Origin of the sequence: Mesorhizobium sp. KACC 23794, from assembly GCF_052180275.1 — a bacterium.
In the GTDB taxonomy this organism is placed as follows: domain Bacteria; phylum Pseudomonadota; class Alphaproteobacteria; order Rhizobiales; family Rhizobiaceae; genus Kumtagia.
Window position 1 is genome coordinate 1,512,315 of record NZ_CP197465.1, and the last position, 25,665, is coordinate 1,537,979.

Here is a 25,665-nt window from a genome sequence, read left to right on the forward strand (position 1 = left end):
GTTACTTGCGCGTAGCGATCCAGATCACATGGCGCGCGCCGCGCTTGCCGCGTGCCCGCGTTGCGACCTCTTCCACCGAGAAGCCGGCCTGGCGCAGCCGCCGCGTGAAGCGGTCGTCCGGTCCCGACGACCAGACGGAAAACACGCCGCCCGGTTTCAGCGCCGCATGGGCGGCGGCGAGGCCGGAAAAATCGTAGAGCGCGTCGTTGCCCTCCCGGGTCAGGCCTTCCGGCCCATTGTCGACGTCGAGCAGGATCGCGTCCCAAGATGATCGTGCGAAGCGGATCAGGTCGCCGACGTCGGTCTCGTGGATGGCGACGCGCGGATCGTCGAGGCAGCCGCCGAACACCGGCGCCATCGGGCCGCGAGCCCAGGCGACGACCGCCGGCACCAGTTCCGCGACCGTGACGCTTGCGTCAGCGCCGAGTTCTGCAAGGGCGGTGCGCAGCGTAAACCCCATGCCCAGCCCGCCGATCAGCATTTTGGGCGCCGGCCGGCCGCGAATATGTTCGCAAGACAATCGCGCCAGCGCCTCCTCCGAGCCGCTGAGCCGGCTGTTCATCAGCTCGTTGGTGCCGAGCATGATGGAGAATTCGCTTCCGCGCTGCTTCAGCCGCAACTCGCCGCCGCCGGGGACCGGCGCCTTATCGAGCTGGACCCAGGGGATCAAGCAGCGACCGCTGGCTGGCTCCAGCGCGCGGCGATTAGCCGGTAGGGGATCAGCGCGAAGACGGCGATGATCAGCTTGACCGACAGGTCGCCCAGCGCCCACGACATCCAGCGCGCCGCTTCCGCCGGCAGCATGCCGAGCAGCGGGGCGGCTTCGAGCGCAAACTCGTCGCTGGGGCCGACAAAGGCAAAGGCCGCCGCGAAGGCGATGGAGAAGAAGACCATCGTGTCGACGACCGAGCCGGCCAGCGTGCCGAAGATCGGCGCGCGCCACCAGCTCTGCCGGCGCAGCCAGTTGAACACGGTGACGTCGAGTAGCTGTGCCGTGAGGAAGGCCGCGCCCGAGGCGATGGCGATGCGCACCAGCCGGCCGGCGGCGGTCTCGAACTCGATCAGGCCCAGGCGATAGAGCAGCGGCGGCGCGATGATCGAGCAGGCCACCGCCGCCATGAAGCCGACGAACACGACGCGGCGCGCGAACAGCGGCCCGTATCGGCGGTTGGCGAGGTCGGTGACGAGGAAGGCGACCGGATAGGTGAAGGCGCCCCAGGTCAGGATGTCGGCCAGCGACAGGCCGCCGAGCGTGCCTTGCACCGGGAACTGCACGAGGATGTTGGAGGCAACGACGACGAGCGCCATGGCCAGCACGAAGGGCAGGTAGGTCTTTCTGGTGTGCATTTTTTTATCCTGGGTAATGGAACCAGTGGCGGGACCGCGCCATGCGGCCGCCCCAATGAAACGAAGCCCGCCGTCCAGGACGCCGGGCTCCGGTAAGGCGGTCGTCCCCCGCCCGAAAACGTCAAAAGCCTCAGGCGGCGACGGCGGCCTGCTCGGCGGTCTTCTTGGCGATCTGCTTCTTCAGCAGGCGGGCGCGCTGCGAAAGCTCGGTCACGTCGGCCTTGGCCAGGAAGGCGTCGAGGCCGCCGCGATGCTCGACCGAACGGAGCGCGTTGGCCGAAATGCGCAGGCGCACGTTCTGGTTCAGCGCTTCCGAGATCAGCGTGACGCTGACGAGGTTCGGCAGGAAGCGACGGCGGGTCTTGTTGTTGGCGTGGCTGACATTGTTGCCGGTGAGCACGGCCTTGCCGGTCAGTTCGCAAGCACGGGACATTTTTGTTACCTTCGGTTCTCTACGGGGCCAACGGATCAGCTTCGCCAGACTATGGCGCGCGGTCTCTCGGGCGGCCTTTTGGAAAAGTCGGCGTTCCATAGTGGCATTTGGCCGGGGCGTCAAGGCAAAGCTCGGCAGTTGCCAAACGCCTCAGGACGCGACACTCTCGCTTCGGCGCTTGGTCCAGCATATACTCCAGCCGGTCAAGTCGGAAAGTCGCATCTCATGGAATCGAGCACGCGCAGCCAGGCCCGCATCTGCCGCGGCTGCTGGGACCAGATGCATATGCCGATCCCGATCCGGGGTCCTCTTGCGCTGCCGTTCCAGGCGTTCGGCATCACCCGCAGCAAGATGAACCCCAACATCTGCACCATCTGCGAGCGCGCCTTCACCTTCGTCAAGAAGCAGCGGCACGTGTCCGCGACGGCCTCCATCCTGTTCGCCGACATGCGCGGCTACACCTACCTGTCCGAGCAGCTCGACGCGATCACCCTCAGCGCCGTCGTCAGCACCTTCCAGGACCAGTGCGCGCAGGCGATCTGGGAGCATGACGGCATCGTCAACAAGCAGATGGGCGACGGCCTGATGGCGATCTTCAATTTTCCGATCAAGGCCGAGCGCCATGCCGCCGCCGCCGTGCGGGCGGCGATCGAGGTGCAGCGGCGATGCGGCGCGGCGCTGGAAGGCATGGCGAAGCGCGGCGTCGACACCAGGGCCATGCCGCTCGGCGTCGGCGTCGGGGTCCATACGGGAGAGGTCGAAATCGGCGAGTTCTCGACCTTCCGCAGCGATTTCACGGCGATCGGCGGCGCGGTCAACCTCACCGCCCGGCTGGAATCGCAAGCCGCGGCGGGCGAGATTCTCGTCTCGGCCGAAGCCGCCGCTCAAGCGCCTGAGCTTGTCGCGGGGGCGGCGATCCGCGAATTGTCGCTGAAGGGCATCAACCAGCCGGTGCCGGCACATGTGCTGACGGTGCACTGAGCTTCGAGGCCGTCCACGCTCCACATTGCTGCCGAATTTATCGCCTTCCTGAACGGCATGGCTGGCAAGGTTCCCGATATGATTGCAGACCCGAAGCGTATTTCGCGGCGGGGAGCGCCGATTGCGCTCGTGCTGTCGCTGGCAATGCCGGCTGCCGCGCCGGCCCGTGCCGAGGTCGAGACCTTCAAGGGCGAATACATCGTCTCCTATCTCGGCCTCACCATTGCCCGCTCGACCTTCGAGAGCCGCTTCGAGAACGGCAAATTCTCGGTCGAGGGGACGGTCGCCAGCGCCGGCATCGCGGAAATCTTCGACCGCACCAAGGGCAGGAGCTCGGCCTCCGGCGGCTTTGCCGGCGACCGTACGCAGCCCGACGCCTTCCGCATGGACTATACCGAAGGAAAGCGAAAGCAGATGACGGCGCTGAAATTCAGGGGCGGTGACGTGGTCAGCACTGAAAACGTGCCGCCGCTGAAGAAGCGCAAGCATTGGGTGCCGCTGAAGCCCGGCGACCTCGACGGCGTCGCCGATCCTCTGTCGGCCGGCATGATAAAAGCCTCCGCCCCGGACCAGGTGTGCGGCCGCACCATAAAACTCTTCGACGGCGAGTTCCGCATGGATGCGACGCTGCATGCCGCGCCGAACTCCGAAGCCGCGAAAGCCTATGGCGACGGGGTGGTGACCTGCCGGGTGACGGTCAAGCCGGTGTCGGGCTACCGCAAGGGGCGGAAATCGCTCGACTATCTGGAGAAGCAGAGCAGGATCATGATCGCATTTGCGCCGCTGGGCTCGACCGGCGTATATGCGCCCGTCCACGCCACCGTCGGCACGCAGATCGGGACCGTGACCGTGAGGGCAAAAGGCCTCGACGCGAACAAGTAGCGGGACGCGCCCGCGCCGGAGGGTTTTATGGCACGGGCAACGCTGATCGGTTTTTCCGCGGTGGCGATGTGGGCGCTGCTGGCGCTGCTCACCGACGCGTCGGGGCAGGTGCCGCCCTTCCTGCTGTCGGCGATCACTTTTGCCATCGGCACGGCGGTCGGGCTTTGCGCTCGTTTTGTCATGGCCAAACCCGCCGCGCCGGCAAGAATTCCGCCCGTGGTCTGGCTGATCGGCATTGGCGGGCTGTTCGGTTACCACTTCTTCTACTTCACCGCCCTGCGCAACGCGCCGGCGGTGGAGGCCAGCCTGATCGCCTATCTGTGGCCTCTGCTCATCGTCGTCGGCTCGGCGCTGATGCCCGGCGAGCGGCTTCGCTGGAACCATGTCGCCGGCGCGGTGCTGGGGCTGGGCGGCACGGTGCTGATCGTCGCCAAGGGCGGCGGCCTGTCCTTCGAGAGCCGCTACGCCTTCGGCTACGCCATGGCGGCGGTGTGTGCGCTGCTGTGGTCGAGCTATTCGCTGCTGTCGCGGCGCTTTGCCGAAGTGCCGACCAGCATCGTCACGTGGTTCTGCGCGGCCACCTCGATCCTGTCACTCGCCTGCTATCTGGCGCTGGAAGAGACCGTGCTGCCGGCGAATGCGGGCCAATGGCTGGCGGTGCTGGGGCTCGGCCTGATGCCGGTGGGCGCCGCCTTCTACGCCTGGGATTTCGGGGTCAAGCGCGGCAACATCCAGGTGCTGGGCGCGGCGAGCTACGCCGCGCCGCTGCTGTCGACGCTGGTGCTGATCGCCACCGGCTTCGCCGAGCCGACCTGGAACGTCATCGGCGCCTGCCTGCTGATCACGGCGGGGGCGGTTCTGGCGGCGCGGCCAAGATTGTTCTCGGCGGGCCGGGCGGCGAAAGGCGGGGCCGGCGCATGATGCCGTTCGAGGGCGGGGTCGAAAGCCCCGGCAACGCCACCTTCATCTTCTCCTGCGGCGCGGCGCTGCTCTACGGCACCATGGCGGCCGCGCCGCCCCGCTTCGTCGCCTCGGTGGTCAAGACCCTGGCCGTGGCGCTGCTGGCCGTGCTGGCCGGCATGCAACACGGACACTGGCTTCTGGTGCTCGCACTGGCGCTTAGCGCGGCCGGCGATCTTTTCCTGTCGAGGCCGGGCGAAAAAGCGTTTCTTGCCGGACTGGCGAGTTTCCTGGCGGCCCATGTCGCGTATATCGCGCTGTTCGCGACCATCGGCGGCGGCGTGGCCGTGCTCCTCGATGCGCCATGGCGTGGCGCTCTCGCTGCCGTGCTGGTCGTATACGGGTTGATCATGCTGGTGCTGCTGTGGCGGCGGATCGGGCCGGAACTGCGCATTCCCGTCGCGGTCTACATCGTCGCCATCCTCGGCATGGGCGTCTCGGCGCTGACGCTCGACGCGCCGCTGGTGATTTTAGGCGCGCTGCTGTTCATGGCGTCGGACACGCTGCTCGCCACGGAAAAATTCCTGCTGCCGGCGATCTCGCGGCAGCGCGACTGGATGCGCTACGCCGTGTGGGCCACCTATTACCTCGGCCAGTTGGCGATCACGCTGGGGCTGATCAGCTTCTAGGCTGGGCGGGTTTTGTCGGCGCGCTTCGATGTCGTCCGCCGGAAAGTCGCGAAGCCTGTGTACGCGGCTTTCTTTTGCCGTCGGTGCCGCCCCTCACCTGCCTGCGTCCTTCGGACCCTCTCCCCGTGAAGAACGGGGCGAGGACGGCCTGCCGCGCTCTCTTCGCAAATCTCCAACGGTCAAGGTTGGCGAAAGCGGTGAAGCCTGGCCCTCTCGCCCCGTTCTTACGGGGAGAGATGTCCGGCAGGACAGTGAGGGGCGGCGCCCACAGTCGAGCCAAAGCGCCCATGGCAAGACACTGGAATTGCACGGGAAAGCTTCTTCAAGCAGATAGTCAGCCACCGTCGTTGTCAGCATCCGTCAGGATTATTTTCCCGCGTCTTTTCCCCACCCCTCCGACCGGAGCGATAATCCTCCCCGCCTTTACTCGGAAGGAAGCGGCGATGGACTGGACTGCGGCAGTCGACAAGAACCGGGAAGCGCTGAAGCGTGTGCTGGCCATGCTCGTCGCCATGGCCGGGATGGGTGCAGGGCTTGGCGCTGGGGGACAGTTTCCTTTCTTTCCGCAGAAGGGTGCTGCCGCTTCAGGGTTGGCGCTGGCGGAAAAAAGTAAACTGTCCCCGGCGCTTACCCTTCCCCGAAACCTGCATCGCGCTATCGCAAAACTGCTGCGACCGGCCGAAGCGGCAGTGCGGCGGCTGATCATCGTGGCGGCGCGTGGGGTGGTGGTCGTACTGCCGCCAGCGCGTCCGCGAAAATCGACGCCGAAACCCATCGAGCCGCTGCTGCGCGGCTTCGGCATCGCCGTCACAGTGTCGCGGGACGAACTGAGGCGCATCGCTGCGACCCGGCGGGCCGCCGAAATCCGCGCCGCCCGCCCGAAAAAACGCAGCCTGCCGCTGTTCGATCCGCTGCGGCCCTGGAGCGTCCGCCCGTGGCCAGTGGCAGCCGATGGCGCGCCGTCCGGCATGCCGTTCCGCCGCCGGTCCGCCAACGATCCGGTCGACGCGACGCGGATTTCCCTGCGCCTGCAAGCGCTGGCCGCCGCCCTTGACGACCTTCCAGGCCAGGCAAGACGGTTTGCCCGCTGGCGGGCGCGCAACGAGGCGGCGGCCGCGAAGGAAAAGCTGCGCCAGGAGGCGGGGATCGCGCCGTTCAGGCGAACCGGCACGCCCGCGCGGTTCCAGCGGGTCTGGCCGCTGAAGCCCGGCCGGCCGCCCGGCTGGCGGCCAAAATCCACCCATGAGGTGCAGGACGTTCTGGAAGTCGTCCATGGGCTGGCGCAGTGGGCGATGGAGAAGCCGGACACGTCCTGACGGCCTCCTGCCGGACGTCACAAGCGAAGCATCGACGGCCAGCGCGAAGTTTTCGCGGCCTGGCGGCGATCCGTGCTGTCAGAATATACCGTGCGCCGGCGGAGCCGGCCAGGCCTCAGGGCGGCGAAGCCGGCTCAGGAAAACGGGTCCCACCCCTCCGGGGCCAGTTCGAAGGACGAAAACTCGAACCCAGGCGCGACCGTGCACCCGACCAGCGTCCAGTCGCCGAGGCTTTTTGCCGTCTGCCAGGCATTGGCGGGAACGACCGCTTGCGGCCGCTCGCCGGCGGCGAGGTCCGGCCCGAGGCGATGGGAATGGCGGCCGGCAGCCTGATCGAAGATCGCCAGTTCCAGCGGTGCACCGGCATAAAAGTGCCAGACCTCCACCGCGTCGCGCACCCGGTGCCAGGCCGAGACGTCGCCCTGTTCCAGCAGGAAATAGATCGCCGTGGAATTGGCGCGCCCGCCTTCGGCCGGCGTGTCGCGAAACGTCTCGGCATACCACCCGCCCTCCGGATGGCGCCGCATGCCGAGCCGGTCGACAATCTGGGCGGCGGCCGTCGAGGACGGCCTTGCCTCCGGCGGCATGGTCAGAAATTGTCCTTGCGCTTGCGAATCTCGGCGAACACCGCCTCATCCGAGGCGTTTTCCATGCCGAGCGTGCGGCGGATTTTCGGATCGTGCGGGCGCAGGAACGGATTGGTCTCAAGCTCGCGGCCGATCGTCGTCGGCAGGGTCGGCTTGCCGTCGGCGCGCAACCGGTCGATCTCGGCGGCGCGCTTTTTCAGCGCCGTGTTGTCCGGGTCTACCGTCACCGCGAAGCGGGCGTTGGATTGCGTGTATTCATGACCGCAATAGACGGCTGTCTCCGGCGGCAGCGCCGACAGCGTTTTCAGCGACTGCCACATCTGCGCCGGCGTGCCTTCGAGCAGCCGGCCACAGCCCAGCGCAAACAGTGTGTCGGCGGCAAACAGCACCTTCGAATCCGGAAAATGAAAGGAGACATGGCCGAGCGTGTGGCCGGGCGTGAAGATCACCCGCACCTCCTCGCCGCCGAAGCGAAAAGTCGAGCCGCCGTCGACGGTCTCGTCGATGCCGGGGATCTTTTCCTTCTCCCTGGCCGGGCCGACGATCTTCAGCCCAAAACGCTGCTTCAGCGCCAAATTGGCCTCGACATGGTCGGGGTGGTGGTGCGTGGTCAGGATCAGCGTCGGCGTCCAGCCCGTGCGCGCGATGGCGTCGAGGATCGGCTTCTCCTCGGGCGCGTCGATCAGCGCCGTTTCGCCGGTCTCGCGGTCGCGGACGAGCACGCCGAAATTGTCGGTGCGGCACATGAACTGGTCGATGTCGATCGTCATCAAAACTCTCCTTTTCGGCTGGATAGATAGAGCGTCGGGCCGGCGGTGTCATCCCGCAGGATGGTCCATGTTGAACTCGTCATGCGACGCCGCTACCGTCGCCGCCCATGAACTCGGACATCGTCGACCTGCGTTCCTTCTACGCATCGCCGCTCGGCCATGCGGCGGAGCGCTCGATCACCTTCGCGCTGTCGGCGCTGTGGACGAACCTGCCCAACGAGCGGCTGGTGGGGCTGGGCTATACGCTGCCCTGGCTGGAACGCTTCGGCGCCGACGCGGAGCGCGTCTTCGCCTTCATGCCCGGCACGCAGGGCGCGGTGCGCTGGCCGAATGACGGGCCGTCCTCGACGGTGCTGGTGTTCGACGAGGAGCTGCCGCTGGTCGACGCCTCGGTCGACCGCATGGTGTTGGTGCACTCGCTCGAACACGCGGAAAACCCGCGCGAGACGCTGAAGGAGATCTGGCGGGTGCTGTCGCCGGCCGGGCGCGTCGTCATCGTCGTGCCCAACCGGCGCGGGGTATGGGCGCGCTTCGAGCACACGCCGTTCGGCACCGGTCGGCCGTTCTCGCGCAGCCAGCTCAACGAACTTCTGCGCGATGCCAACTTTACGCCGTCCGCCTCGTCAGACGCGCTGTTCTTCCCGCCGTCGCGGCGAAATTTCATGATGCGGCTGCAGCCGATGCTGGAACGCGCCGGGCGGCGTTTCTGGCCGATCTTTTCCGGCGTGATCGTCGTGGAGGCGCAGAAGCGGCTCTACCAGGGCATCCCGGTCTCGCAGCGCGCCTCGCGCCGGGTGTTCGTGCCGGTGCTCAACCCGCAGGGCGCGCGGGCTGCGAGGGGTGAGGAGCGGTCCGCGTAGCGGACGAAAAGCCAACGATCTGGCTTTTCGGGCAACGAACGCCCGGAGCGAAAGCGGAGGGCCGGCCACGTCGACCTCACCCCGCGATTTCGCCACCTTTATGATTTGGTGTGGGCCATCTTCGCGGGGTCCGTTCCATGCTGTCCTTGCTCGGTCTTCTGCTCTGCCTCGGCTGCGATGCGCGGCCGGTGGCGGCGGCCATGCCGGTCGATGTCGAGCTTGTGCTGGCGGTCGATGTGTCGCGCTCGATGGATGCCGAGGAGTTCGCCCTGCAGCGGGCCGGCTACGTAGAGGCGATCCGGCATCCGGATTTCATCGCTGCGGTGCGCTCCGGTCTGCAAGGCCGCATCGCCATGACCTATTTCGAATGGGCGGGAACCGTGCGCGGGGAATCTCTGGTGCCGTGGCAGGTGATCGACGGGCCGGAAAGCGCCCGGGCCTTCGCTGCCAGGCTCGCCGCGCGGCCGTTCGGCGGCTTCACGGGCACCTCGATCTCCGGTGCGCTCGATTTTGGAAACGGGCTGTTCGACGGCAATCCCGCCAGCGGGGTTCGCCGCGTCATCGATGTGTCGGGCGACGGGCCAAACAATATCGGCCTGCCGGTAACGGGTGCCCGAGACCGCGCGGTTTCCGACGGCATCGTCGTCAACGGCCTGCCGATCATCATCCGCCCGTCGCCGACGTTCCGCGACCTCGACCGCTATTACGCGGAATGCGTCATCGGCGGACCCGGCTCGTTCATGCTGCCGATTCGCTCGGCGGGCGAGTTCGCCACGGCGATCCGCCGCAAGCTCATCCTCGAAGTGAGCGGAGCATCGCCGCCGGCAGGCCTCGTCCCTGTTGCCGCCGAGCCGGTCGATTGCCTGAAGGGCGAGCGCGACCGCAGGTTCTATTCGGATCCGTATTTTCCGGAACTGGACCGCTGAGAGTCTGGCAAAGCTGAGCCGCCGGTCCCCTGGCTGTCCAAGCCGCTCACGCCACGCGGAGCCGCCGGGATATGCCGCGGCCGCCCTTGAGCACGGTTCCGGCGTCGAAGGCGATGGGACGGGCGATGGCGTAGCCCTGGACGAAATCGACGCCGATGTCGCGCAGCGCATCGACGATCGCGTCGGTCTCGACAAATTCGGCGATGGTGCGTTTGCCCATCACCTTGCCGATATGGGCGATCATTTCGACCATGGCCCGGTCGATCGGGTCGTCCAGCATGTCCTTGACGAAGCCGCCGTCGATCTTGAGGTAGTCGACGGGAAGATGCTTGAGGTAGGCGAAGGACGACATTCCGGCGCCGAAATCGTCCAGCGCGAAACGGCAGCCGATGCTGCGCAGCGCATTCATGAAGCCGATGGCGCTCGGCATGTCGGCAATCGCAGCCGTCTCCGTGATCTCGAAGCAGATCGTTTCCGGCGCGACCCCATGGCTGGCGAATTCGTCGCGCACGAAGCCGATGAAAGCCTCGTCGTTGAAGGTGGCGCCGGACAGGTTTATGGCGCAGGCGACGATCGGCATGGCGTCGACGCGATCGGCACGCGCGGCCAGCGTGGCGAAGGCCCTGCGCACCACCCAGCGGTCGATCTGCGGCATCAGCCCGTAGCGTTCGGCAGAAGGGATAAAGTCGTTGGGCGGCACGAGATGCCCCTCTTCGTCGCGTAGGCGCAGCAGCACCTCGATATGCGCGCCATCCCGCCCGTACGGGCCGACCGCGGCGATCTCCTGCGCGAACAGGCAGAAGCGGTCTTCCTCCAGCGCGGCCCGCAAGCGGCGGACCCAGTCCATCTCGCCGAACCGCGCCTGCACCTCCAGGTCGCTCGGCCGATGCACCTGGACGCGGTTGCGGCCCTTTTCCTTGGCCATGTAGCAGGCGATGTCGGCGGAGCGCAGCGTCTCCTCCAGAGACGTCTCGGGACTGGCGACGTTCACGAGGCCGATGCTGGCGCTGATCGCGAAGCGCCGTCCGTTCCAGAGGAAATCGAGATCCTCGACGCCCTTGCGCAGCCGCTCGGCGATCGCATGCGCCTCGTCCGGACCGCAATCGGCAAGCAAGATGCCGAACTCGTCGCCGCCCAGCCTGGCGAGGATGTCGCTGCCGCGGATGTGACGCTTCAGGCAGTCGGAAACCTCGCGCAAAAGTTCGTCGCCCGCCGCGTGGCCACAGGTGTCGTTGACCACCTTGAACTGGTCGAGATCGAGATAGATCAGCGAGTGCCCGTAACCGTCCGGCGCAAGGCGGCGAAGCGCGGTCTCAAGCTTGTCCTCGAAATCGCGGCGGTTGGCGAGGTCGGTGAGGGAATCGTGGGAAGCCTGCCAGGAAAGCCGGTCGATGAAATCGCGTTCTCGGGTCATGTCGTGGAAGACGATGACCGCGCCGGCGGAACTTCCTCCGAGCTGCAGCGGGCGGCCGGAAAAGGAGACGGTGACCGAGCTGCCGTCGAGGCGCAGCATCCGGCAAGGAGCGCTGTCGGTCTCGGCCGCCTTGCCGGAGACGATGCTGCCGATCAGCGGCATCGCATCCTTACCGGTTCCCTCGTTGACCATGCCGAACAGCAGGGAGAGCGGCACGCCGGCGACATCCGCCAGGCGCTGGCCGATCAGTCGTTCGGCGGCTTCGTTCATATAGTCGACCAGGCCGCCATTGTCGGTGCAGACCACCGCCTGGCCGATCGAGGCCAGCGTCACATGGGCGCGTTCGCGCTCGGCGTTCAACGCCCGTTCCACGGTCTGCCGTTGCGAGACGAGCTTGTCGGTGCGCCAGAACGCAAGCAGGATGAGCAGCGCTGCCGTCACCACATTGGCGGCGATCAGCAGATTCTTGATGAAGCGCGAGCCTTCGCCCAGGCTCGCCGAAAAAGCCTCGGTCAACGGATTCAGTTGCTGGTTGATACGGAATATCTCGGTCTTCCACTCGGCGATCGCCACGGGCGTGGCGCCGCCGCGCGCGACGGCCGCGTAGATTTCGTTTCCCAGTCTCTGGAGTTCGAGGATGGTCGCATCGCCGGACTGCCAATGGCGCACCGCCTCCTTGAGATAGCTGACCTCGCCGAAATTCTGCAGCAGCCAGACCATGCCGCCGACATCATCCGGATGGTTGCCGCCGGCGACGAGGCTGCGCTTGACGGCGTCGAAGTCGGGCTCGGGCGACTCCAGCTCAAGCCGTGCATCGAGGTCGGCCAGCGGGATGGCAAGCGCCTTGCGATACGCCCGGAAGTAGCTGTCGTTGCGGGTGTCGGCGTAGAGGCTGAGGAAATGGATGGCGTTCTTCTGGCCCTTCGACCATTGGCTTTCGCCGCCGACATAGGCGCGGACAGCCGAAAGCGTGTAGATGCTGAAGCCGGCGATGGCGGCCTGGACGAGAACCACGACGATGAAAGGCCAGACGAGGCCGAGCAGGCTTGGTGCCCTGCGGGTCCGGCGAGGTGTCGTCGGTTTCGGTTTCGAGGGTTCCCGCATCGCGCCATTCTGTTATCCGCGGGATACTACCCTAACCAAGAGCATTTGCACCGCCTTTAACAACTGGTTGTATAAGGTTGCTTCCTTGCCGTTATACTAACGATTGGTGAATGCGGGCGAGGCGCGTATCGCCCTTCGCGCCGATCGGCGCCCTGTCGCCCCGGCTTGCTGCGCAAAGCATGCGGCAGCGCTATCCGCGCGGGGCGCTTGCATCGGCGTCGAGCCAGTGGCCGACGAAGTATTGCAACTGACGATGCCACCACGGCCAGTCGTGACTGACGTCGGTTCCCCAATAGTCGACCCACGCCGGGATGTCCTTTTCCCGCAGCACCTGTTCGAGCTCGCGGGTCTCGGCCAGCATGCGCTCTTCCCAGGCGCCCTGGCCGCAGCAGAAGATCAGCCTGATCGCCCGCAGCCTCGCCAGCACCGCAGGGTCGCCGAGCCCCGGCAGGTAGTCGAGCGGCGAATTGAAATAGATGCCGCCGTCGAGCGCGGTTCCGAAGAAGTCGCGGGTGGAATAGACGCCGGAGAGTGCGATCACGCCTGAGACCAGCTCTGGATAGTGGAACGCGAAGTTGGCGGCATGGAAGGCGCCCATCGAACAGCCGGCCATGATCGGCCTGAGCTGCTTTCCGGCATTCGAGGTTCTTGCCTCCTCTGTGATCTGTGGGAACGCCTCTTCGCGGACGTAGTGGAAATATTCGTCGTGGCGGCCGATGCGGGCCTGGAGATCGGGCTCGGTGGAGAAAAACGTCTCCCAGTCGATGCCGTCCAGCGTCCAAAGCTGGATGCGGCCGGTTTCGATGAACTCCGCCAGGGCGGCCACCGCGCCGGAATCCTCGAACTGGAAGAAGCGCCCCTTCGAGGTCGGGAACACGACGATCGGCCGGCCGGCATGGCCGTAGCGCTTGTGCTCCATCGGCCGGTCGAGAAAGCGGCTGTCGATGCTGTGATAGGAAATGCGCATCGCTCAAGCCTCTTCCGCATGGATGAAATCGATCGCCTCGCGAACCTCGGCGAGGTCCTTCGAGCGCAACTGGTAGGCGTAGTTCCCCATGGCGCGGCTGAACACGTCCTCGATGGCGTTGTGGCGGACGATCTTGCCGCCATGCGCGGCTAGCACGGCCTCGTGGCCGTGGCGATAGCAGATGTGTTTCTTGCGGCTGGCATAGGCGGTGAAATATTTGCCCGAGAACGGCCCGTGGTTGCGGTCGTTGACCACCATTTCCGCCCATTCGGCATAGACGTCGATGTCGTAGGTGAAATTGATGGCGTCGGTCATCCAGGCGCCCGGCGGCCGCATGTTGACCTCCAGCGCGATGGCGCGGCCGTCCCTCGTCTGGAACAGTTCGAGGTGGAAGAAGCGCTCGCGAACGTCGAAGGCCTTCAGGATCTTTCGGCCGGCCACTTCCACCGCCGGATCGATCTGCGGAAAGCAGACATAACTCAGGTGCCGGTCCTTGTTGACCACGTCCATGACGCTCTGGTCGTAGCGGGTGCTGGCTGCCAGCACCACTTCCCCATCGCGGTTGGCCAGCCCGTCATAGGTGACCACCAGCCCGTCGATGAACTGCTCCATGACGAAGGTGACGTCTTCCGGCCTGTCGCGGAAGAAGGCGTCGAGCTCTTTCGCATTCGAGATCTTGAAAGTGTTGCTGGCGCCCGATCCCGAATCCGGCTTGATCACCACCGGATAGCCGACGCGGCGGATGAAGGTCAGCGCGCCGGCGCGGTCCGAGCATTTGCGCTGCGGGATGGTGTCGACGCCGCTCTTTCTAAAGAACGCCCGCATGCGCGACTTCTTTTTCAAATTCTTCACGAAATCGAGCTTTGTGCCGTAGACGTTGAAGTCTGTACGGATGCCGGCTTCCAGCTCCAGCCAGTGCTCGTTGAGGGACTCGAAACGATCGATGCGGCCCCATTTGTGGGTGAAATGGCCCATGGCGCGCAGAACCAGATCGTAGTTCTCCATGTCGGCGACGCGGTAATATTCCGACAGCGCCGCCCGCAGCTTCGGGTCCAGATCTTCATAGGGCGCGTCGCCGATGCCCAGCACCGTGGCCCCGGCCTTTTTCAACCGGTCGCAGAACTCCGCCCCCATCGTGGGAAAATGCGGGGAGAAGAAGACGAAGTTCATGAAACGCCTCCGCTGGCCGCGCCCAGGGTTGCGGCCAGCGGAGTGTCGTGCATTTTTTGGCGGCGCGGAAGGGGTGGCTTCAGCCTCGCCGCTTCAGCCCGATGCTATTTGCCCTTGATCACCGGCCAGACCGATGAAGACTTGTCGTGCATCTCTATCAGGTCCTTCATGGTGATGCGGCCACTTTGCAAGCCGCCCATCACCCGCCGGCAGAAAACCTCCGGCATCTTCTCCCGGGTGGTTCCCATGTAATTCTGCAGCTCGTTCTTGAACGTCATATCCCAATATTTCACCCGATTGGTACAGAACTTCATGTACTCGTCAGGCGTCATCGGCTTTGTCGTACAGGCCGTCAGGCCGAGCACCCCGGTCGCCGCCATCATCAGTATTCGCTTCAAAATCAGCCCCCTCGACAATTCCCGTCAAAGTAGCCGATTATCGGGGAATCGCAAGTATTCGGCGAACGAAACACACGGCGGCGGCGACCGTTCGATCGGAAGCATTACCGGCCGACAAATACAGTCCCGGCGGTCGCGGGGACGCGCCAGGAGGCTGCGTTACCGTGTCTGGCCGATCTCCTGCAGATCGTAGGGCGTCGTCTGGTAGACCTGGTTGATCCAGTTGCCGAACAACAGATGCGCGTGCGAGCGCCAGCGGTTCAGCGGCGGGCGGGCCGGGTCGTCGTCGGGGTAATATTCGTGCGGCACCTCGATCGGAACGCCGGCGGCCACGTCGCGATCGTATTCCTCCTTGAGCGAGGTGGAATCATACTCGATATGGTTGAACACATAGAGCCGGTTGGCGGTCTTCTCCGCGAGCAGGCATGGCCCGGTCTCATCCGATTCCATCAAGAGTTCGAGGCCCGAGCCGGTCGGAATGTCCGTGGTGCGCACCTCGGTCCAGCGCGAGACCGGAATGGCGAAATCGTCGGAGAAACCGGCGAGATAGGGCGAGGCCGGCGCGTTGTTGCCGTGGCGGAAGACACCGAAAGCCTTCTTGTCCAGCGTATGTTTCGGAACGCCGTGGAAATGCCAGGCCGCCGCCATCGCGCCCCAGCAGATGAAGAAGGAGGAATGGGCGTTGGTCGTCGTCCAGTCGAGGATGCGCGTCAGCTCGTCCCAATAGTCGACCTGCTCGAACTCCAGAAGCTCGATCGGCGCGCCGGTGATGATGAAGCCGTCGAACTTGCGGTCCGCCACCTCCTCCCAGGTCTGGTAGAAGGAGATCAGATGGTCCTCTGGCGTGTTCTTGGCCTTGTGGTTGCCGACGCGCACCAGCGTCAGTTCGACCTGCAGCGGCGTGGCGCCCAGCAGGCGGGCGAACTGCGTCTCCGTGCGGATCTTGTTGGGCATCAGGTTGAGCAGGCCGATCTGCATCGGGCGGATGTCCTGGCGCATGGCCGTCCGCTCGTCCATCACCGAGACGCCCTCGCGCACCAGCACGTCGCGGGCGGGAAGCTGGTTGGGGATCCTGATCGGCATGGCGCCGCCTCCAAAACAAAAAACCGGCCGCGAAAGTCGCGCCCGGTCCAAACGGCTTGTCCTGCCGACGGCCCTTTAGCGACTTGTTTAACGTGGCTGCAAGCCGACCGGCCAAATCACCACGGAAGTTCGACGGCTGACATACTGCCGGCGGCCGAGGGCGTCAATGGGGGGCTTCGAAGGACGCAATGCCACCACTCGACAACTCCGCCCGCCGCCTGTATTCCGCCTGCGGCCTCGCCGCAGGCCGTGAGCCGGAAAACCAGACATGACCGCAGACCAGAACCGCCCGCAGCCGAAGCCCGGCATCCTCGACATCGAAGCCTATGTGCCGGGCAAGAGGGCCGCGCCAGCCGGCGTCGCCAAGGTGTTCAAGCTGTCGTCCAACGAGAACCCGCTCGGCGCCTCGCCGGCGGCGATCGAGGCGGTCAGGAAGGTTGCGGACAAGCTCGAATATTATCCGGACGGCTCGGCGGCAAGACTGCGCGAGGCGATAGGCGCGGCGCACGGGTTGAACCCGGCCAACATCGTCTGCTCCAACGGCTCCGACGAGGTCATCGGCCTGCTGGCGCAGACGTATCTGTCGCCCGGCGACGAGGGGATTTTCACCGAGCACGGTTTTCTGGTCTACAAGATTTACATTCAGGCGGCGGGCGCCGTGCCGGTCGTGGCCAAGGAGACCGCCGAGACCGCGAATGTCGACGCCATCCTCGCCTTGGTGACGCCTCGCACCAAGATCGTCTTTCTCGCTAATCCGAACAACCCTACCGGCACCTACATTCCCTTCGACGAGGTCAAAAGGCTGCATGCCGGCCTGCCGAAAAACGTGCTGCTGGTGGTCGACGCCGCCTATGCCGAATATGTGCGCCGCAACGACTACGAATCCGGCATTGAACTGGTCTCGGCCTTCGAGAACGTGGTGATGACCCGCACCTTCTCGAAGATCCATGGGCTGGGCGGCGCGCGCATCGGCTGGGCCTATTGCCCGGCCCATATCGCCGACGCGCTGAACCGCGTGCGCGGGCCGTTCAACGTCAACGCGGCGGCGATCGAGGCCGGCGTGGCGGCGATGGGCGACCGCAAGCATGTCGAGCGCACGGTGGCGCACAATGCACACTGGCTGGACTGGCTGGTGGTCGAGTTGACGAAGCTCGGCCTGCGCGTGACGCCCAGCGTCGGAAATTTCGTGCTCATCCATTTCCCTGATGACGCAAAGCATTCGGCGGCGTCGGCCGACGACTATCTCTCGGCGCGCGGCTTCATCCTGCGGCGCGTCGCCGGCTACGGGTTTCCCAATGCGCTGCGCATGACCGTCGGCACCGAGGAAGCCAATCGCGGCGTGGTCGCCGCGCTGGCGGAATTTCTGAAGAATTGACCGGGAAAATGCCGCTCTTCGACAAAATCGCCCTGGTGGGCATCGGCCTCATCGGCTCGTCGCTGGCGCGCGTCATTCGCCGCGAGAAGCTTGCCGGCCACATCGCCATCTCGACCCGAAGCGCCGGGACGCTGAAACGCGCGGAGGAACTGGGGCTCGGCGACAGCTATTCGACCGACCTCGGCGAAGCGGTCAAGGATGCCGACCTGGTCATCGTCTCGGTGCCGGTCGGCTCCTCGGGGGCCGTCGCAGAGGAGATCGCGCCCAGTCTGAAACCCGGCGCGATCGTCACCGATGTCGGCTCGACCAAACGCTCGGTGATCGCCCAGATGCAGCCGCATATCCCGGCGGGCGTGCATTTCATCCCCGGCCACCCGCTGGCCGGCACGGAGAAGTCCGGCCCGGACGCCGGCTTCGCCGACCTGTTCGAGAACCGCTGGTGCATTTTTACGCCGCTGCCCGGCACAGATCCGGAAGCGCTGGAAAAGCTCTCGGAATTCTGGCGGCGCTGCGGCTCCAACATCGACACGATGGACGCAAACCATCACGACATGGTGCTGGCGATCGTCTCGCACCTGCCGCACATCATCGCCTACAACATCGTCGGCACGGCCGACGACCTCGAAGCCGTGACGAAGTCGGAGGTCATCAAGTATTCGGCCTCGGGCTTTCGCGACTTCACCCGGCTTGCGGCATCGGACCCGACCATGTGGCGCGACGTCTGCCTGCACAACAAGGACGCGATCCTCGAAATGCTGGCGCGCTTCTCGGAGGATCTGGCCTCCCTGCAGCGGGCCATCCGCTGGGGCGACGGCGAAAAGCTGTTCGACATGTTCACCCGCACCCGCGCCATCCGCCGCTCCATCATCGATGCCGGGCAGGACATCGACACTCCCGATTTCGGGCGCCAGGCGGTCGAGCATCCTTCGGCCGGCAAGGGGTAGCGGCTGCCTAGTCGACCGGCTTGATCCTGCCCAGCGGGATGAAGCCCAGGGTGGCGGCGCCCTTGGTGATCTTCAGCGGCAGCGACGGCTTGCTGCCGAGGAAGGCGAGGCCGGCGAAACCCTGCTTGATCTTGCTTTCCTCTTCCGGGAAAACCTCCGCCAGCGACGACGACAGCGCCTTCGGATCGCTGATCGACACTTTCAGGTCGGCGTCGATCAACCCGTCCTGGTCGATCGAGAACGGGCCGGAAAGGATCAGCGCGCCTTTCTCGCCAAGCTGCAGGGTCAGTGTGCGGATGATGCCGGACTGGCCGCGCAGGTCGCGTGCGCTGTTCTCGGCAAGCCATTTCAGCCCGTCCTTGAGCGAGAGGTCGGCTTCGCCGGTCAGCGGCGGTATCGTGCGGCCGCCGGCCAGCGAGGGGGCGAGGGCCAGGCGGCCGAAACTGCCGGCGATGTCGAGGTCGGCCTCGTTCGGCCGCATATGCGCCTCGAAGGAATCGGCCGAGACCAGTTGCGGCTTGCCGTCGATGCCGACGCGGAGGTCGGCACCTTCCAGCGAAATGCGCTCTGGCAGGGCCGTGGTCAGCCGCGTGCTGGCGCGCAAGGCGCGCCAGTCCAGCGCGATCCGACCGCTAGGCGCCGAGATGGTCGCGGGACTGTCGAGTTCGGCGACGAGGCGCATCGGATCGTAGATCTGCCCGGCCGAGCGGAACGCGCCGGCGGCCAAGCTCAGCGCCTGCGCCGGCTGGGCGACGGCGACCCGGTCGCAATAGACGCCGATGCGGAACGGGTAACCGCGCACGGCGAGGTTGACGCATTCGGCCGTAAGCCCGCGCTTCTCCAGTCTTGCCATTGCCGCGCGGGTCTCGCCCTCGATCCGGCCGGCCAGCCAGAACCAGCCGGCGGTGTAGGCGCCAATCAGGATGACGATGAAGACGGCCAGCCAGATGATCCGGCGTCCATAGCGCCCATTCGCGCGGGATGGTTCGTGCATCATGCCTTCCGGTCGGGTTTTGCAGCCGCCCCGGCGCTTTGCAGTTTCCCCGGACGAACGGACTCGTCTAGGACTGCGGCGACGGGCGACTCCTCATTGCACAGACTTGGCTTGGCGATATGGGCGATTTTTGGGTTTTCGGCTACGGCTCGTTGATATGGCGGCCGGGTTTTGCCCATACGGAAACGGAAAGGGCTCGGCTGTACGGCTACCGGCGTTCGCTTTGCGTGCATTCGCATGTGCACCGCGGCACGCCGCAGCGGCCGGGACTGGTGCTCGGGCTCGATCGCGGCGGCTCCTGCGTCGGCCTAGCGTTCCGTGTGCCGGAGGAGTTGCGCGACGAGGTCATGACCTATCTGCGCGAGCGCGAACTGGTCACCAACGTCTATCTCGAGCGGACGCTGCCCGTGCGGCTGGACGGCGGCACCGTGGTGCAGGCGGTCTGCTACATCGTCGACCGGGCGCATGCGCAATATGCGGGCAGCCTCGAGGAGGCAGAAGCTGCGGCGATCGTGCGCGGCGCGGTCGGACAATCCGGGCGCAACGAGGATTATGTGTTCAGCACGGTGGAGCACCTTGCCGCACTTGGCATCCGCGACCACTGGATGGAGGATGTCGTGAGGCGCATTCGTAATCCGTGATGTTTGCCAGCCTGAAAGAGCGTGGAGAGGCGCGCCGTGTCGAAGACCATCGGTCGCGACCGCACGACGATCCAGCGGATCGTGAAGGTCAACCATGCCGGCGAGACCGGCGCGATCAAGATCTACGCGGCCCAGATCGCCATCGCCCGAAGGCTGTTCCCGCATGTGGTGCCGGAACTTGAGAAGATGCGGCTCGACGAGGTCAATCATTGCGGTTTGTTCAGGGACGCGATGCCGGCGCGGGGCGCGCGGCCCTGCCGGGTGATGTCGCTGTGGAGCCTCGGCGGATACGTGCTGGGAGCGTCTACGGCGCTGATGGGTGAGCGCATGGTGTGGATCTGCACGGAGGCAGTCGAGAGCACCGTGCACCATCACCTGCTCGACCAACTGGCGTTCCTCCAATTCCGCGATCCAGAGCTTCACCGGCTGATCGGGTCGATCCAGGAGGAAGAACTCGATCATCTCAGGACGGCGCAGCAACGGCAAAAGCCCGGCGGTGTGCTGCATTCCACCGGGGTGCTTGTCATCGGCGCGCTTACGTCGACAATGATCTGGCTGTCGACCTGGGGTGACACCAGCCGAATGAAACAGGAACTGGCAGGCGCTGCCCGCAAGAGCTGACGGCCGTTGGGCCAGCGGTTCGGAAAAGAAAGCCAGCCCTTTGACCGCGACCCGGCCAGGCTTACCTTGCGACGCATCGGGAGCCTTTCATCCCAACCCCCTTCACGGAGAATGACCATGCAGAAACGCAGGCTCGGCCGCACCGACCTCGACATCGCACCGCTTGTGCTGGGCGGCAACGTGTTCGGCTGGACCGCCGACGAGAAGACATCCTTCGATATCCTCGACCGGTTCGTGGGCGCCGGGCTGAACGCCATCGACACCGCCGATTCCTACTCGACCTGGGTTCCCGGCAACTCCGGCGGCGAATCCGAGACGATCATCGGCAAATGGATGAAGAGCCGCGGCAACCGCGACAAGGTGGTGCTGATCACCAAGGTGGGCTCCGACATGGGGCAGGGCAAGAAGGACCTTTCCGCCGCCTATATCGAACGGGCGATCGAAGCGTCGCTGAAGCGGCTGCAGACCGACGTGGTCGACCTCTATTTCTCGCATTGGCACGATCCGACGGTTCCCTACGAGGAGACGCTCGGCGCTTATGAGAAGCTGCTGAGGCAGGGCAAGGTTCGCCACATCGGCGCGTCCAACCTCGATGCCGCACAGCTTGGAGACGCGCTCAAGGTCGCCAAGGAAAAAGGGTTGCCGCCCTACGAAGTGCTCCAGCCGGAATACAACCTCTATGACCGCTCCTCCTACGATGGTGAACTGCGCGACGTTTGCATGAACGAAGGGCTTGGGGTGATCACCTATTTCAGCCTCGCCAAGGGTTTTCTGAGCGGAAAGTATCGCAGCGAAGCCGATCTCGGCAAAAGCCCGCGCGGCGGCGGGATAAAATCCTATCTCGACGCGCGCGGCATGCGCATCCTGGCGGCTCTCGACGCGGTGTCGGCGCGGCATTCGGCGACACAGGCTGAAATCGCCCTGGCTTGGGTCATCGCGCGGCAGGGGGTGACGGCGCCCATCGCCAGCGCCACCAGCGTCGAGCAGGTGGAGAGCCTTGCCAGGGCGGCGTCGCTTGCGCTTTCGCCCGATGATATCGTCGAACTCGACAAGGCGAGCGCCTGATCGTCGGTCACTATCGAAGGGACGGGTGTGCTCGCCCGTCCAGTGCCTCATTGAAAGCCCGCGCCTGCCGGCGCGTTGCGGTCAGCGCGTCGCCGCGGCGGCCTTGAGTTCCGCCAGCCGCTTCACCGCCGTCGGCGGCAAAGGCGGGTGGCCGGGCGTGTTCGCGGCTTCGACCAGCAGCGCGTCGCAGCCGGCCTCGGTGTCGCCGATCAGCCGCTGCATGAACTGTTCACGGCCCAGTCCGGCCGGGATGGGCGGCAGGAAGCGTGCCTTGATCGCGCCGGGATAACGCATGAATTTCCGCCGCGGCCAGTAGAGCCCGGCGACATGCGCCACCGGTACCACGGGCAGGCCGAGCTGCGTATAAAGCTCGACGATGCCGTATTTGTACATTGGCTCGTCGCCCGGTGCGCGGCGCGTGCCTTCGGGGTAGATGATCAGCTGGCGGTCATCCGCCATTTCGCGTTTCGCGTTCGCCACAACCTGCTTCAGCGCCTTGGCGCGGCTGCCGCGATCGACGGGGATCAGCCGCATTTTCAGGATGTACCAGCCGAAGAACGGAATCCACGTCAGCTCCCGCTTCAGGATGTAGAGCGGGTCGCGCAGATGCGGGAAAAAGGCGATCGCGTCCCAGAACGATTGATGTTTCGGCGCCAGGATGAAGGAGCCGGACGGCAGGTTCTCCACTCCGGTAATATCGTTCTTCGTGCCGGCCAGCTTGTCGTGCAGCCAGAGCGACGAACGTGCCCAGAATTTTGGGACGAACCAGGCCTTCTTGCGTGGCATCAGAAAGAACAGCGGCGCCCAAAGGATCATCTGGACGATCAGGTTCAGGTAGAAGACGGCGTTGAACACCAGCGATCGGAAAACGAGCATTGCGGGCGAGTGTCCTTGTCGGGCGGGTCTCGCCGTTCGTACATCAGCGGTGGGGCAATGCACAACGTCGTGACGGCCAGGAATGGCCGGTCATGTTGCCGTGCGGCTCGTCAGGGCGTTGCCGGGTCCGGCTTGTGGATCGTAGCCGTGTAACGCGGAGCGTCGTCAGCCATGACTTCGGCGGGCGATACGACCGAGCGAGCCAGCGCCGCGACGTATTTCGTGTATTCGGTGAAGATCACTCGCAGCGCGTCTGGCTTGGTCAGCCAGCTGCCGTCGTCCAGCCGCGTGTTGACCACGGGATAGGGCTGCAGCGCGGTGTTCTCGACCAGCCTGTTCATCTCCAGCAGGCTGCGCGGCATGTGATAATTGTTGGTGACGAGGATGACGCTGCCGTAGTCGTGGCTCTGCACCCATTTGGCGCTCTCTTCGGCATTGCCGATGGTGTCGAGCGCGGCTGTATCGATGTCGACGCAGCAGGAGAACAGCGCCTTGTCGCTGCCTGTGGCGGCGCGCAGCGATTCGCGGCTGGCGACCGGATTGACGCCGCTGATCAGCAGGCGCCTGCCCTTGCCGGTCTTCAAGAGGTCGATCGCCGCGTCCAGTCGGGCCTGGCCGCCCGTCAGGACGATGATGGCATCGGCGGGTTCGACATCGGCTGGGGTCGTCAGCTTGCTGACGTAGGTGCCGAAAAGGCCGAAACCGCCGGCGAACAGCCCGGCGGCCGCGACCACGGCGAGCGTCGAGACGCGCAGGATCGCGAACAGGCGGGGCCTCCTTCCGTGGCCGGTCCCTCTCGAATCGCGTGAATTCGTTTCCAGCATCGACAATCGATAACTCCGAATTGCTCCGTTTGGTAGCACCTGCCGCAGCGTCCGCAGTCGGTTTCCTCAACCGTCCGGCGGACGGAACTCCAGGTCGTTGAGATAGGCGATGACCGTGAAGTGCGACGTGGCCGCGGTCAACGCGCCGATGACGAGTACGATCAACGCGACGCCGCCATAGCCGGTTGCGCCGATGGCGAAGTTGCCGAACAGCGCCGTCGCCTGGTCGGCCTGGGGCGTGGCGAGATTGCGCGACGACCAGAAGGAGAAGGCGACGAAGACGAAGATGGCCGCCACCCCGCCCGCGGCCGCGCCCTTCATGCCGGTCAGCAGGAAGTGGCGCCGGAACTCGCTGGCGATGAATTTTGCCTCGGCGCCGACGAAATGCAGCACCTCGATGATGTGGCCGTTGCCGGCCATGGCGCCGCGCGTGGCGAAAACGACAGTAAGTACGGTGGCCGACAGCATCAACACCAGCACGGCGACACCGAGAGTCACCGTGGTGCGCGCCATGGTGACCAGACGGTCGACCCAGGTGCGGTGGTCGTCCAGCGACAGGCCGGGGACCTTGTCCGCCAGCGCGGTGCGCAAGGCGGTGAAGTCCGGCGGGCTGTTCTGGTCGATCGTGATGACGACCAGTCGCGGCACCGGCAACTCGTCGATGTTCAGCCCGGAGCCCAGCCATGGTTCCAGCAGGCGGGCGGTGGCCGCGCGGTCGACGATGCGCGCTCCCTTCACACCAGGGAATTTTCCGGCAATCGCCGCGGCGTCGGCGAGTGCTGCCTCCATGTCGAGGTCGTCGGACGGTTTGATCTGGATCGTCGCCTCGCGGGCGATCTGGTTCTGCCAGACGGCGGCGGTGTCGCGCACCAGCGAGACGGCGCCCAGCGTCAGGCAGGACAGGAAGGTCATGATGGCGATGACCAGGATCAGCGCGTTGCCGGCGACGTTGCGGGCGGGCACGATGGGCGCGGTGCGGCGCTGCGCACGTTCGCGTTGCGCCTCGGCCACCGCCGGGGCATGCGTGGAGACCTCGGCAGGCATCTCAATCATAGATGTCGAGCCTTCCGTTGGACAGGATCATGCGGCGCGCGTCGACCTGCTCCATCAGGCCGAGATCGTGGGTGGCGATGACCACGGCGGTTCCCAGCCGGTTGAGCTCGATGAACAGGCGCAGCAGCCGGCGCGCCAGCGGCGGGTCGACATTGCCGGTGGGCTCGTCGGCAAGCAGGATCTCGGGCTGTTCGATGAGGGCGCGGGCGATCGCCGCGCGCTGCTTCTCGCCGCCCGAAAGCACCGGCGGCAGTACATGCATGCGCTCGCCCAGCCCGACCCATTTCAGCAGTTCGGAAACGTCGGCGCGATAACTGGTCTCCTCGCGGCCGCGCACGCGCAACGGCAAGGCGACGTTCTCGTAGGTGGTCATGTGGTCGAGCAGCCGGAAATCCTGGAACACCACGCCGATGCGGCGGCGCATCATCGGCAGTTCCTGCCGGGATATGTGCGCGCGGTCCTTGCCGAACACGTTGATCAGGCCGCGCGTCGGCTTCAGCGACATGAACAGCAGGCGCAGCAGCGTCGTCTTGCCGGCACCCGAAGGGCCGCTCAGGAACTGGAAGGAACTCGGCGGGATCTGAAACGAGATGTCCCGGAGAATCTCCGGGCCCATTCCGTAACGGAGGCCGACATTCTCGAAGCGGATCACGGCTGGACTCTGGTTCCCTAGGCTCCGTCGCGAGCCGATTTAGACGAATCGACCATCTGCCCGCATGGTTAACCGCCGGTTAAGGATAGGACGGTGAAATAGCGTCGACCAAATGCGTTCGCCGGAATCGGGGGACGCGAAGGAGATATCGACCATCATGGCCGCGACCAGCACCGCACGCCCGGTTTCCGGCGAAATCATGACCGGGCCGCTCCGGCGCGGCGGGGCGGGTGTCGGAAGAGGCGTGGCATCGGACATCGTCGAGGCGGAATTCGAGATCGTCGGCGACCGGGAGCCGTTGGTGCCGCCGGAGATGTTCCAGCCACGGCGCGATGCGGGAATGGCGTTCCTTGCCGGTTCCGCAGCGGTTGCCACGCCGCCCGGCCTGTTCGCCCGGCGCGGCGGCGCGTTTTTCTGGGCCGGCGGCCTGGCGATGGTCTGCGTGTCCTTCTGGGTGTCGGGAGGCTATGCGCTGGTGCTGCCGCAGGGCGGGCTTTCGTCAGGCGATGCCGGACCGGCATTCACGCTGTCGGACATATCGTCCCGCGTCGACGACTCGGGGCCGCGCCCGGTGCTGTTCGTGGACGGCCATGCCGGCAATGACGGCGCGGCGGGAGCGGCGATGCCCGGCCTGGAGATCCGCGTGGCCAGCCTCGACGGCACGGTTACGCGCTACAAGCTGGGGACATCCTCGCGAAGGCTCGACCCGGGGGAAAGTTTCGCCTTTTCGAGCCGGCTCGACGTGCCTAGAAACGGGGTGAAGTCCGTATCCGTCACCTTCGCCGAGTAGGAA

General features: G+C 65.6%; 28 protein-coding genes and 1 riboswitch. Of the genes, 13 read left to right on the forward strand and 15 right to left on the reverse strand.

Going from position 1 to position 25,665, the window contains the following annotated elements; translation table 11 throughout:
• Position 1: 1 nt before the first annotated feature.
• The 3 genes from ACSBOB_RS07555 to rpmB all read right to left on the reverse strand — a co-directional run bounded on the left by ACSBOB_RS07555 (position 2) and on the right by rpmB (position 1,780).
• Complete coding sequence (locus ACSBOB_RS07555; protein ID WP_442581824.1) at positions 2–670, reverse strand: spermidine synthase; 669 nt, start codon at positions 668–670, stop codon at positions 2–4.
• Positions 667–1,347 (reverse strand): queuosine precursor transporter, encoded by a 681-nt coding sequence (locus ACSBOB_RS07560; protein ID WP_442581825.1) that lies wholly within the window; start codon positions 1,345–1,347, stop codon positions 667–669. The genes ACSBOB_RS07555 and ACSBOB_RS07560 overlap by 4 nt, the downstream gene beginning before the upstream one ends.
• Before the next feature lie 130 nt (positions 1,348–1,477).
• Entirely contained in the window at positions 1,478–1,780 is a 303-nt protein-coding gene (gene rpmB / locus ACSBOB_RS07565; protein ID WP_442581826.1) for a 50S ribosomal protein L28, read from the reverse strand.
• Positions 1,781–2,005: 225 nt separating this feature from the next.
• Between rpmB and ACSBOB_RS07570 the strand changes: the two genes are divergently transcribed.
• From ACSBOB_RS07570 to ACSBOB_RS07590, 5 genes are all read left to right on the forward strand, one after another.
• On the forward strand, positions 2,006–2,761 hold the full coding sequence (locus ACSBOB_RS07570; protein WP_442581827.1) for an adenylate/guanylate cyclase domain-containing protein: 756 nt from the start codon (positions 2,006–2,008) through the stop codon (positions 2,759–2,761).
• Positions 2,762–2,839: 78 nt separating this feature from the next.
• Positions 2,840–3,643: a DUF3108 domain-containing protein gene (locus ACSBOB_RS07575; protein ID WP_442581828.1), complete on the forward strand. Its 804-nt coding sequence runs from the start codon at positions 2,840–2,842 to the stop codon at positions 3,641–3,643.
• Between the two features lie 27 nt (positions 3,644–3,670).
• Positions 3,671–4,564, forward strand: a complete 894-nt coding sequence (gene yddG / locus ACSBOB_RS07580) for an aromatic amino acid exporter YddG (protein ID WP_442581829.1) — start codon at positions 3,671–3,673, stop codon at positions 4,562–4,564.
• Complete coding sequence (locus tag ACSBOB_RS07585; RefSeq protein ID WP_442581830.1) at positions 4,561–5,232, forward strand: lysoplasmalogenase; 672 nt, start codon at positions 4,561–4,563, stop codon at positions 5,230–5,232. Before yddG ends, ACSBOB_RS07585 begins: the two co-directional genes overlap by 4 nt.
• A 443-nt stretch (positions 5,233–5,675) precedes the next feature.
• Positions 5,676–6,548: a hypothetical protein gene (locus ACSBOB_RS07590; RefSeq protein ID WP_442581831.1), complete on the forward strand. Its 873-nt coding sequence runs from the start codon at positions 5,676–5,678 to the stop codon at positions 6,546–6,548.
• Between the two features lie 134 nt (positions 6,549–6,682).
• Here ACSBOB_RS07590 and ACSBOB_RS07595 read toward each other — a convergent pair whose 3' ends face one another.
• Together ACSBOB_RS07595 and gloB are read right to left on the reverse strand one after the other, a co-directional pair.
• Complete coding sequence (locus ACSBOB_RS07595; RefSeq protein ID WP_442581832.1) at positions 6,683–7,135, reverse strand: cupin domain-containing protein; 453 nt, start codon at positions 7,133–7,135, stop codon at positions 6,683–6,685.
• 2 nt (positions 7,136–7,137) lie between these two features.
• Positions 7,138–7,905: a hydroxyacylglutathione hydrolase gene (gene gloB / locus ACSBOB_RS07600; protein ID WP_442581833.1), complete on the reverse strand. Its 768-nt coding sequence runs from the start codon at positions 7,903–7,905 to the stop codon at positions 7,138–7,140.
• A 107-nt stretch (positions 7,906–8,012) separates the two neighbouring features.
• On the opposite strand from gloB, the gene ACSBOB_RS07605 reads away from it, so the two are divergent.
• Both ACSBOB_RS07605 and ACSBOB_RS07610 read left to right on the forward strand, forming a co-directional pair.
• Positions 8,013–8,765 carry a class I SAM-dependent methyltransferase gene (locus ACSBOB_RS07605; RefSeq protein WP_442581834.1) on the forward strand — a complete coding sequence of 251 codons (753 nt, stop codon included), beginning with the start codon at positions 8,013–8,015 and terminating at the stop codon, positions 8,763–8,765.
• A gap of 137 nt (positions 8,766–8,902) precedes the next feature.
• Positions 8,903–9,691 carry a DUF1194 domain-containing protein gene (locus ACSBOB_RS07610; RefSeq protein WP_442581835.1) on the forward strand — a complete coding sequence of 263 codons (789 nt, stop codon included), beginning with the start codon at positions 8,903–8,905 and terminating at the stop codon, positions 9,689–9,691.
• A 46-nt stretch (positions 9,692–9,737) separates the two neighbouring features.
• Here ACSBOB_RS07610 and ACSBOB_RS07615 read toward each other — a convergent pair whose 3' ends face one another.
• The 5 genes from ACSBOB_RS07615 to metA form a co-directional block, all read right to left on the reverse strand.
• Entirely contained in the window at positions 9,738–12,209 is a 2,472-nt protein-coding gene (locus ACSBOB_RS07615; RefSeq protein ID WP_442581836.1) for an EAL domain-containing protein, read from the reverse strand.
• Between the two features lie 190 nt (positions 12,210–12,399).
• A complete protein-coding gene (locus ACSBOB_RS07620; protein WP_442581837.1) occupies positions 12,400–13,176 on the reverse strand; it encodes an esterase family protein in 777 nt (258 codons plus the stop codon).
• Between the two features lie 3 nt (positions 13,177–13,179).
• Entirely contained in the window at positions 13,180–14,346 is a 1,167-nt protein-coding gene (locus ACSBOB_RS07625; protein WP_442581838.1) for an ATP-grasp domain-containing protein, read from the reverse strand.
• A 104-nt stretch (positions 14,347–14,450) separates the two neighbouring features.
• The gene (locus ACSBOB_RS07630) at positions 14,451–14,729 is read right to left on the reverse strand and encodes a hypothetical protein (RefSeq protein WP_442581839.1); all 279 of its coding nucleotides are present in this window, start codon (positions 14,727–14,729) and stop codon (positions 14,451–14,453) included.
• A gap of 174 nt (positions 14,730–14,903) precedes the next feature.
• Positions 14,904–15,827, reverse strand: coding sequence for a homoserine O-acetyltransferase MetA (gene metA, locus ACSBOB_RS07635; protein ID WP_442581840.1), 924 nt, complete (start codon positions 15,825–15,827; stop codon positions 14,904–14,906).
• A gap of 55 nt (positions 15,828–15,882) precedes the next feature.
• Positions 15,883–15,960: riboswitch (SAM riboswitch) on the reverse strand.
• 135 nt (positions 15,961–16,095) lie between these two features.
• Between metA and hisC the strand changes: the two genes are divergently transcribed.
• Positions 16,096–17,202 (forward strand): histidinol-phosphate transaminase, encoded by a 1,107-nt coding sequence (gene hisC / locus ACSBOB_RS07640; RefSeq protein WP_442581841.1) that lies wholly within the window; start codon positions 16,096–16,098, stop codon positions 17,200–17,202.
• Positions 17,203–17,210: 8 nt separating this feature from the next.
• On the forward strand, positions 17,211–18,146 hold the full coding sequence (locus ACSBOB_RS07645; protein ID WP_442581842.1) for a prephenate/arogenate dehydrogenase family protein: 936 nt from the start codon (positions 17,211–17,213) through the stop codon (positions 18,144–18,146).
• A gap of 7 nt (positions 18,147–18,153) precedes the next feature.
• Here the strand turns inward: ACSBOB_RS07645 and ACSBOB_RS07650 are convergent, their stop codons facing one another.
• Positions 18,154–19,140: a DUF2125 domain-containing protein gene (locus ACSBOB_RS07650; RefSeq protein WP_442581843.1), complete on the reverse strand. Its 987-nt coding sequence runs from the start codon at positions 19,138–19,140 to the stop codon at positions 18,154–18,156.
• Between the two features lie 119 nt (positions 19,141–19,259).
• Here ACSBOB_RS07650 and ACSBOB_RS07655 point away from each other — a divergent pair, with 119 nt between their 5' ends.
• From ACSBOB_RS07655 to ACSBOB_RS07665, 3 genes are all read left to right on the forward strand, one after another.
• The gene (locus ACSBOB_RS07655; protein ID WP_442581844.1) at positions 19,260–19,781 is read left to right on the forward strand and encodes a gamma-glutamylcyclotransferase; all 522 of its coding nucleotides are present in this window, start codon (positions 19,260–19,262) and stop codon (positions 19,779–19,781) included.
• A 36-nt stretch (positions 19,782–19,817) separates the two neighbouring features.
• On the forward strand, positions 19,818–20,402 hold the full coding sequence (locus ACSBOB_RS07660; protein WP_442581845.1) for a demethoxyubiquinone hydroxylase family protein: 585 nt from the start codon (positions 19,818–19,820) through the stop codon (positions 20,400–20,402).
• A 117-nt stretch (positions 20,403–20,519) separates the two neighbouring features.
• Positions 20,520–21,467 carry an aldo/keto reductase gene (locus tag ACSBOB_RS07665; RefSeq protein ID WP_442581846.1) on the forward strand — a complete coding sequence of 316 codons (948 nt, stop codon included), beginning with the start codon at positions 20,520–20,522 and terminating at the stop codon, positions 21,465–21,467.
• An 81-nt stretch (positions 21,468–21,548) separates the two neighbouring features.
• On the opposite strand, the gene ACSBOB_RS07670 is transcribed toward ACSBOB_RS07665, so the two are convergent.
• The 4 genes from ACSBOB_RS07670 to ftsE form a co-directional block, all read right to left on the reverse strand.
• Positions 21,549–22,343 carry a lysophospholipid acyltransferase family protein gene (locus ACSBOB_RS07670; RefSeq protein ID WP_442581847.1) on the reverse strand — a complete coding sequence of 265 codons (795 nt, stop codon included), beginning with the start codon at positions 22,341–22,343 and terminating at the stop codon, positions 21,549–21,551.
• 110 nt (positions 22,344–22,453) lie between these two features.
• Positions 22,454–23,164 carry a YdcF family protein gene (locus tag ACSBOB_RS07675; protein ID WP_442583673.1) on the reverse strand — a complete coding sequence of 237 codons (711 nt, stop codon included), beginning with the start codon at positions 23,162–23,164 and terminating at the stop codon, positions 22,454–22,456.
• A gap of 69 nt (positions 23,165–23,233) precedes the next feature.
• Positions 23,234–24,220, reverse strand: a complete 987-nt coding sequence (locus ACSBOB_RS07680; RefSeq protein WP_442581848.1) for a cell division protein FtsX — start codon at positions 24,218–24,220, stop codon at positions 23,234–23,236.
• Positions 24,213–24,872 carry a cell division ATP-binding protein FtsE gene (gene ftsE, locus ACSBOB_RS07685; RefSeq protein ID WP_442581849.1) on the reverse strand — a complete coding sequence of 220 codons (660 nt, stop codon included), beginning with the start codon at positions 24,870–24,872 and terminating at the stop codon, positions 24,213–24,215. Before ftsE ends, ACSBOB_RS07680 begins: the two co-directional genes overlap by 8 nt.
• Before the next feature lie 157 nt (positions 24,873–25,029).
• On the opposite strand from ftsE, the gene ACSBOB_RS07690 reads away from it, so the two are divergent.
• The gene (locus ACSBOB_RS07690; RefSeq protein WP_442581850.1) at positions 25,030–25,662 is read left to right on the forward strand and encodes a hypothetical protein; all 633 of its coding nucleotides are present in this window, start codon (positions 25,030–25,032) and stop codon (positions 25,660–25,662) included.
• Positions 25,663–25,665 lie beyond the last annotated feature (3 nt).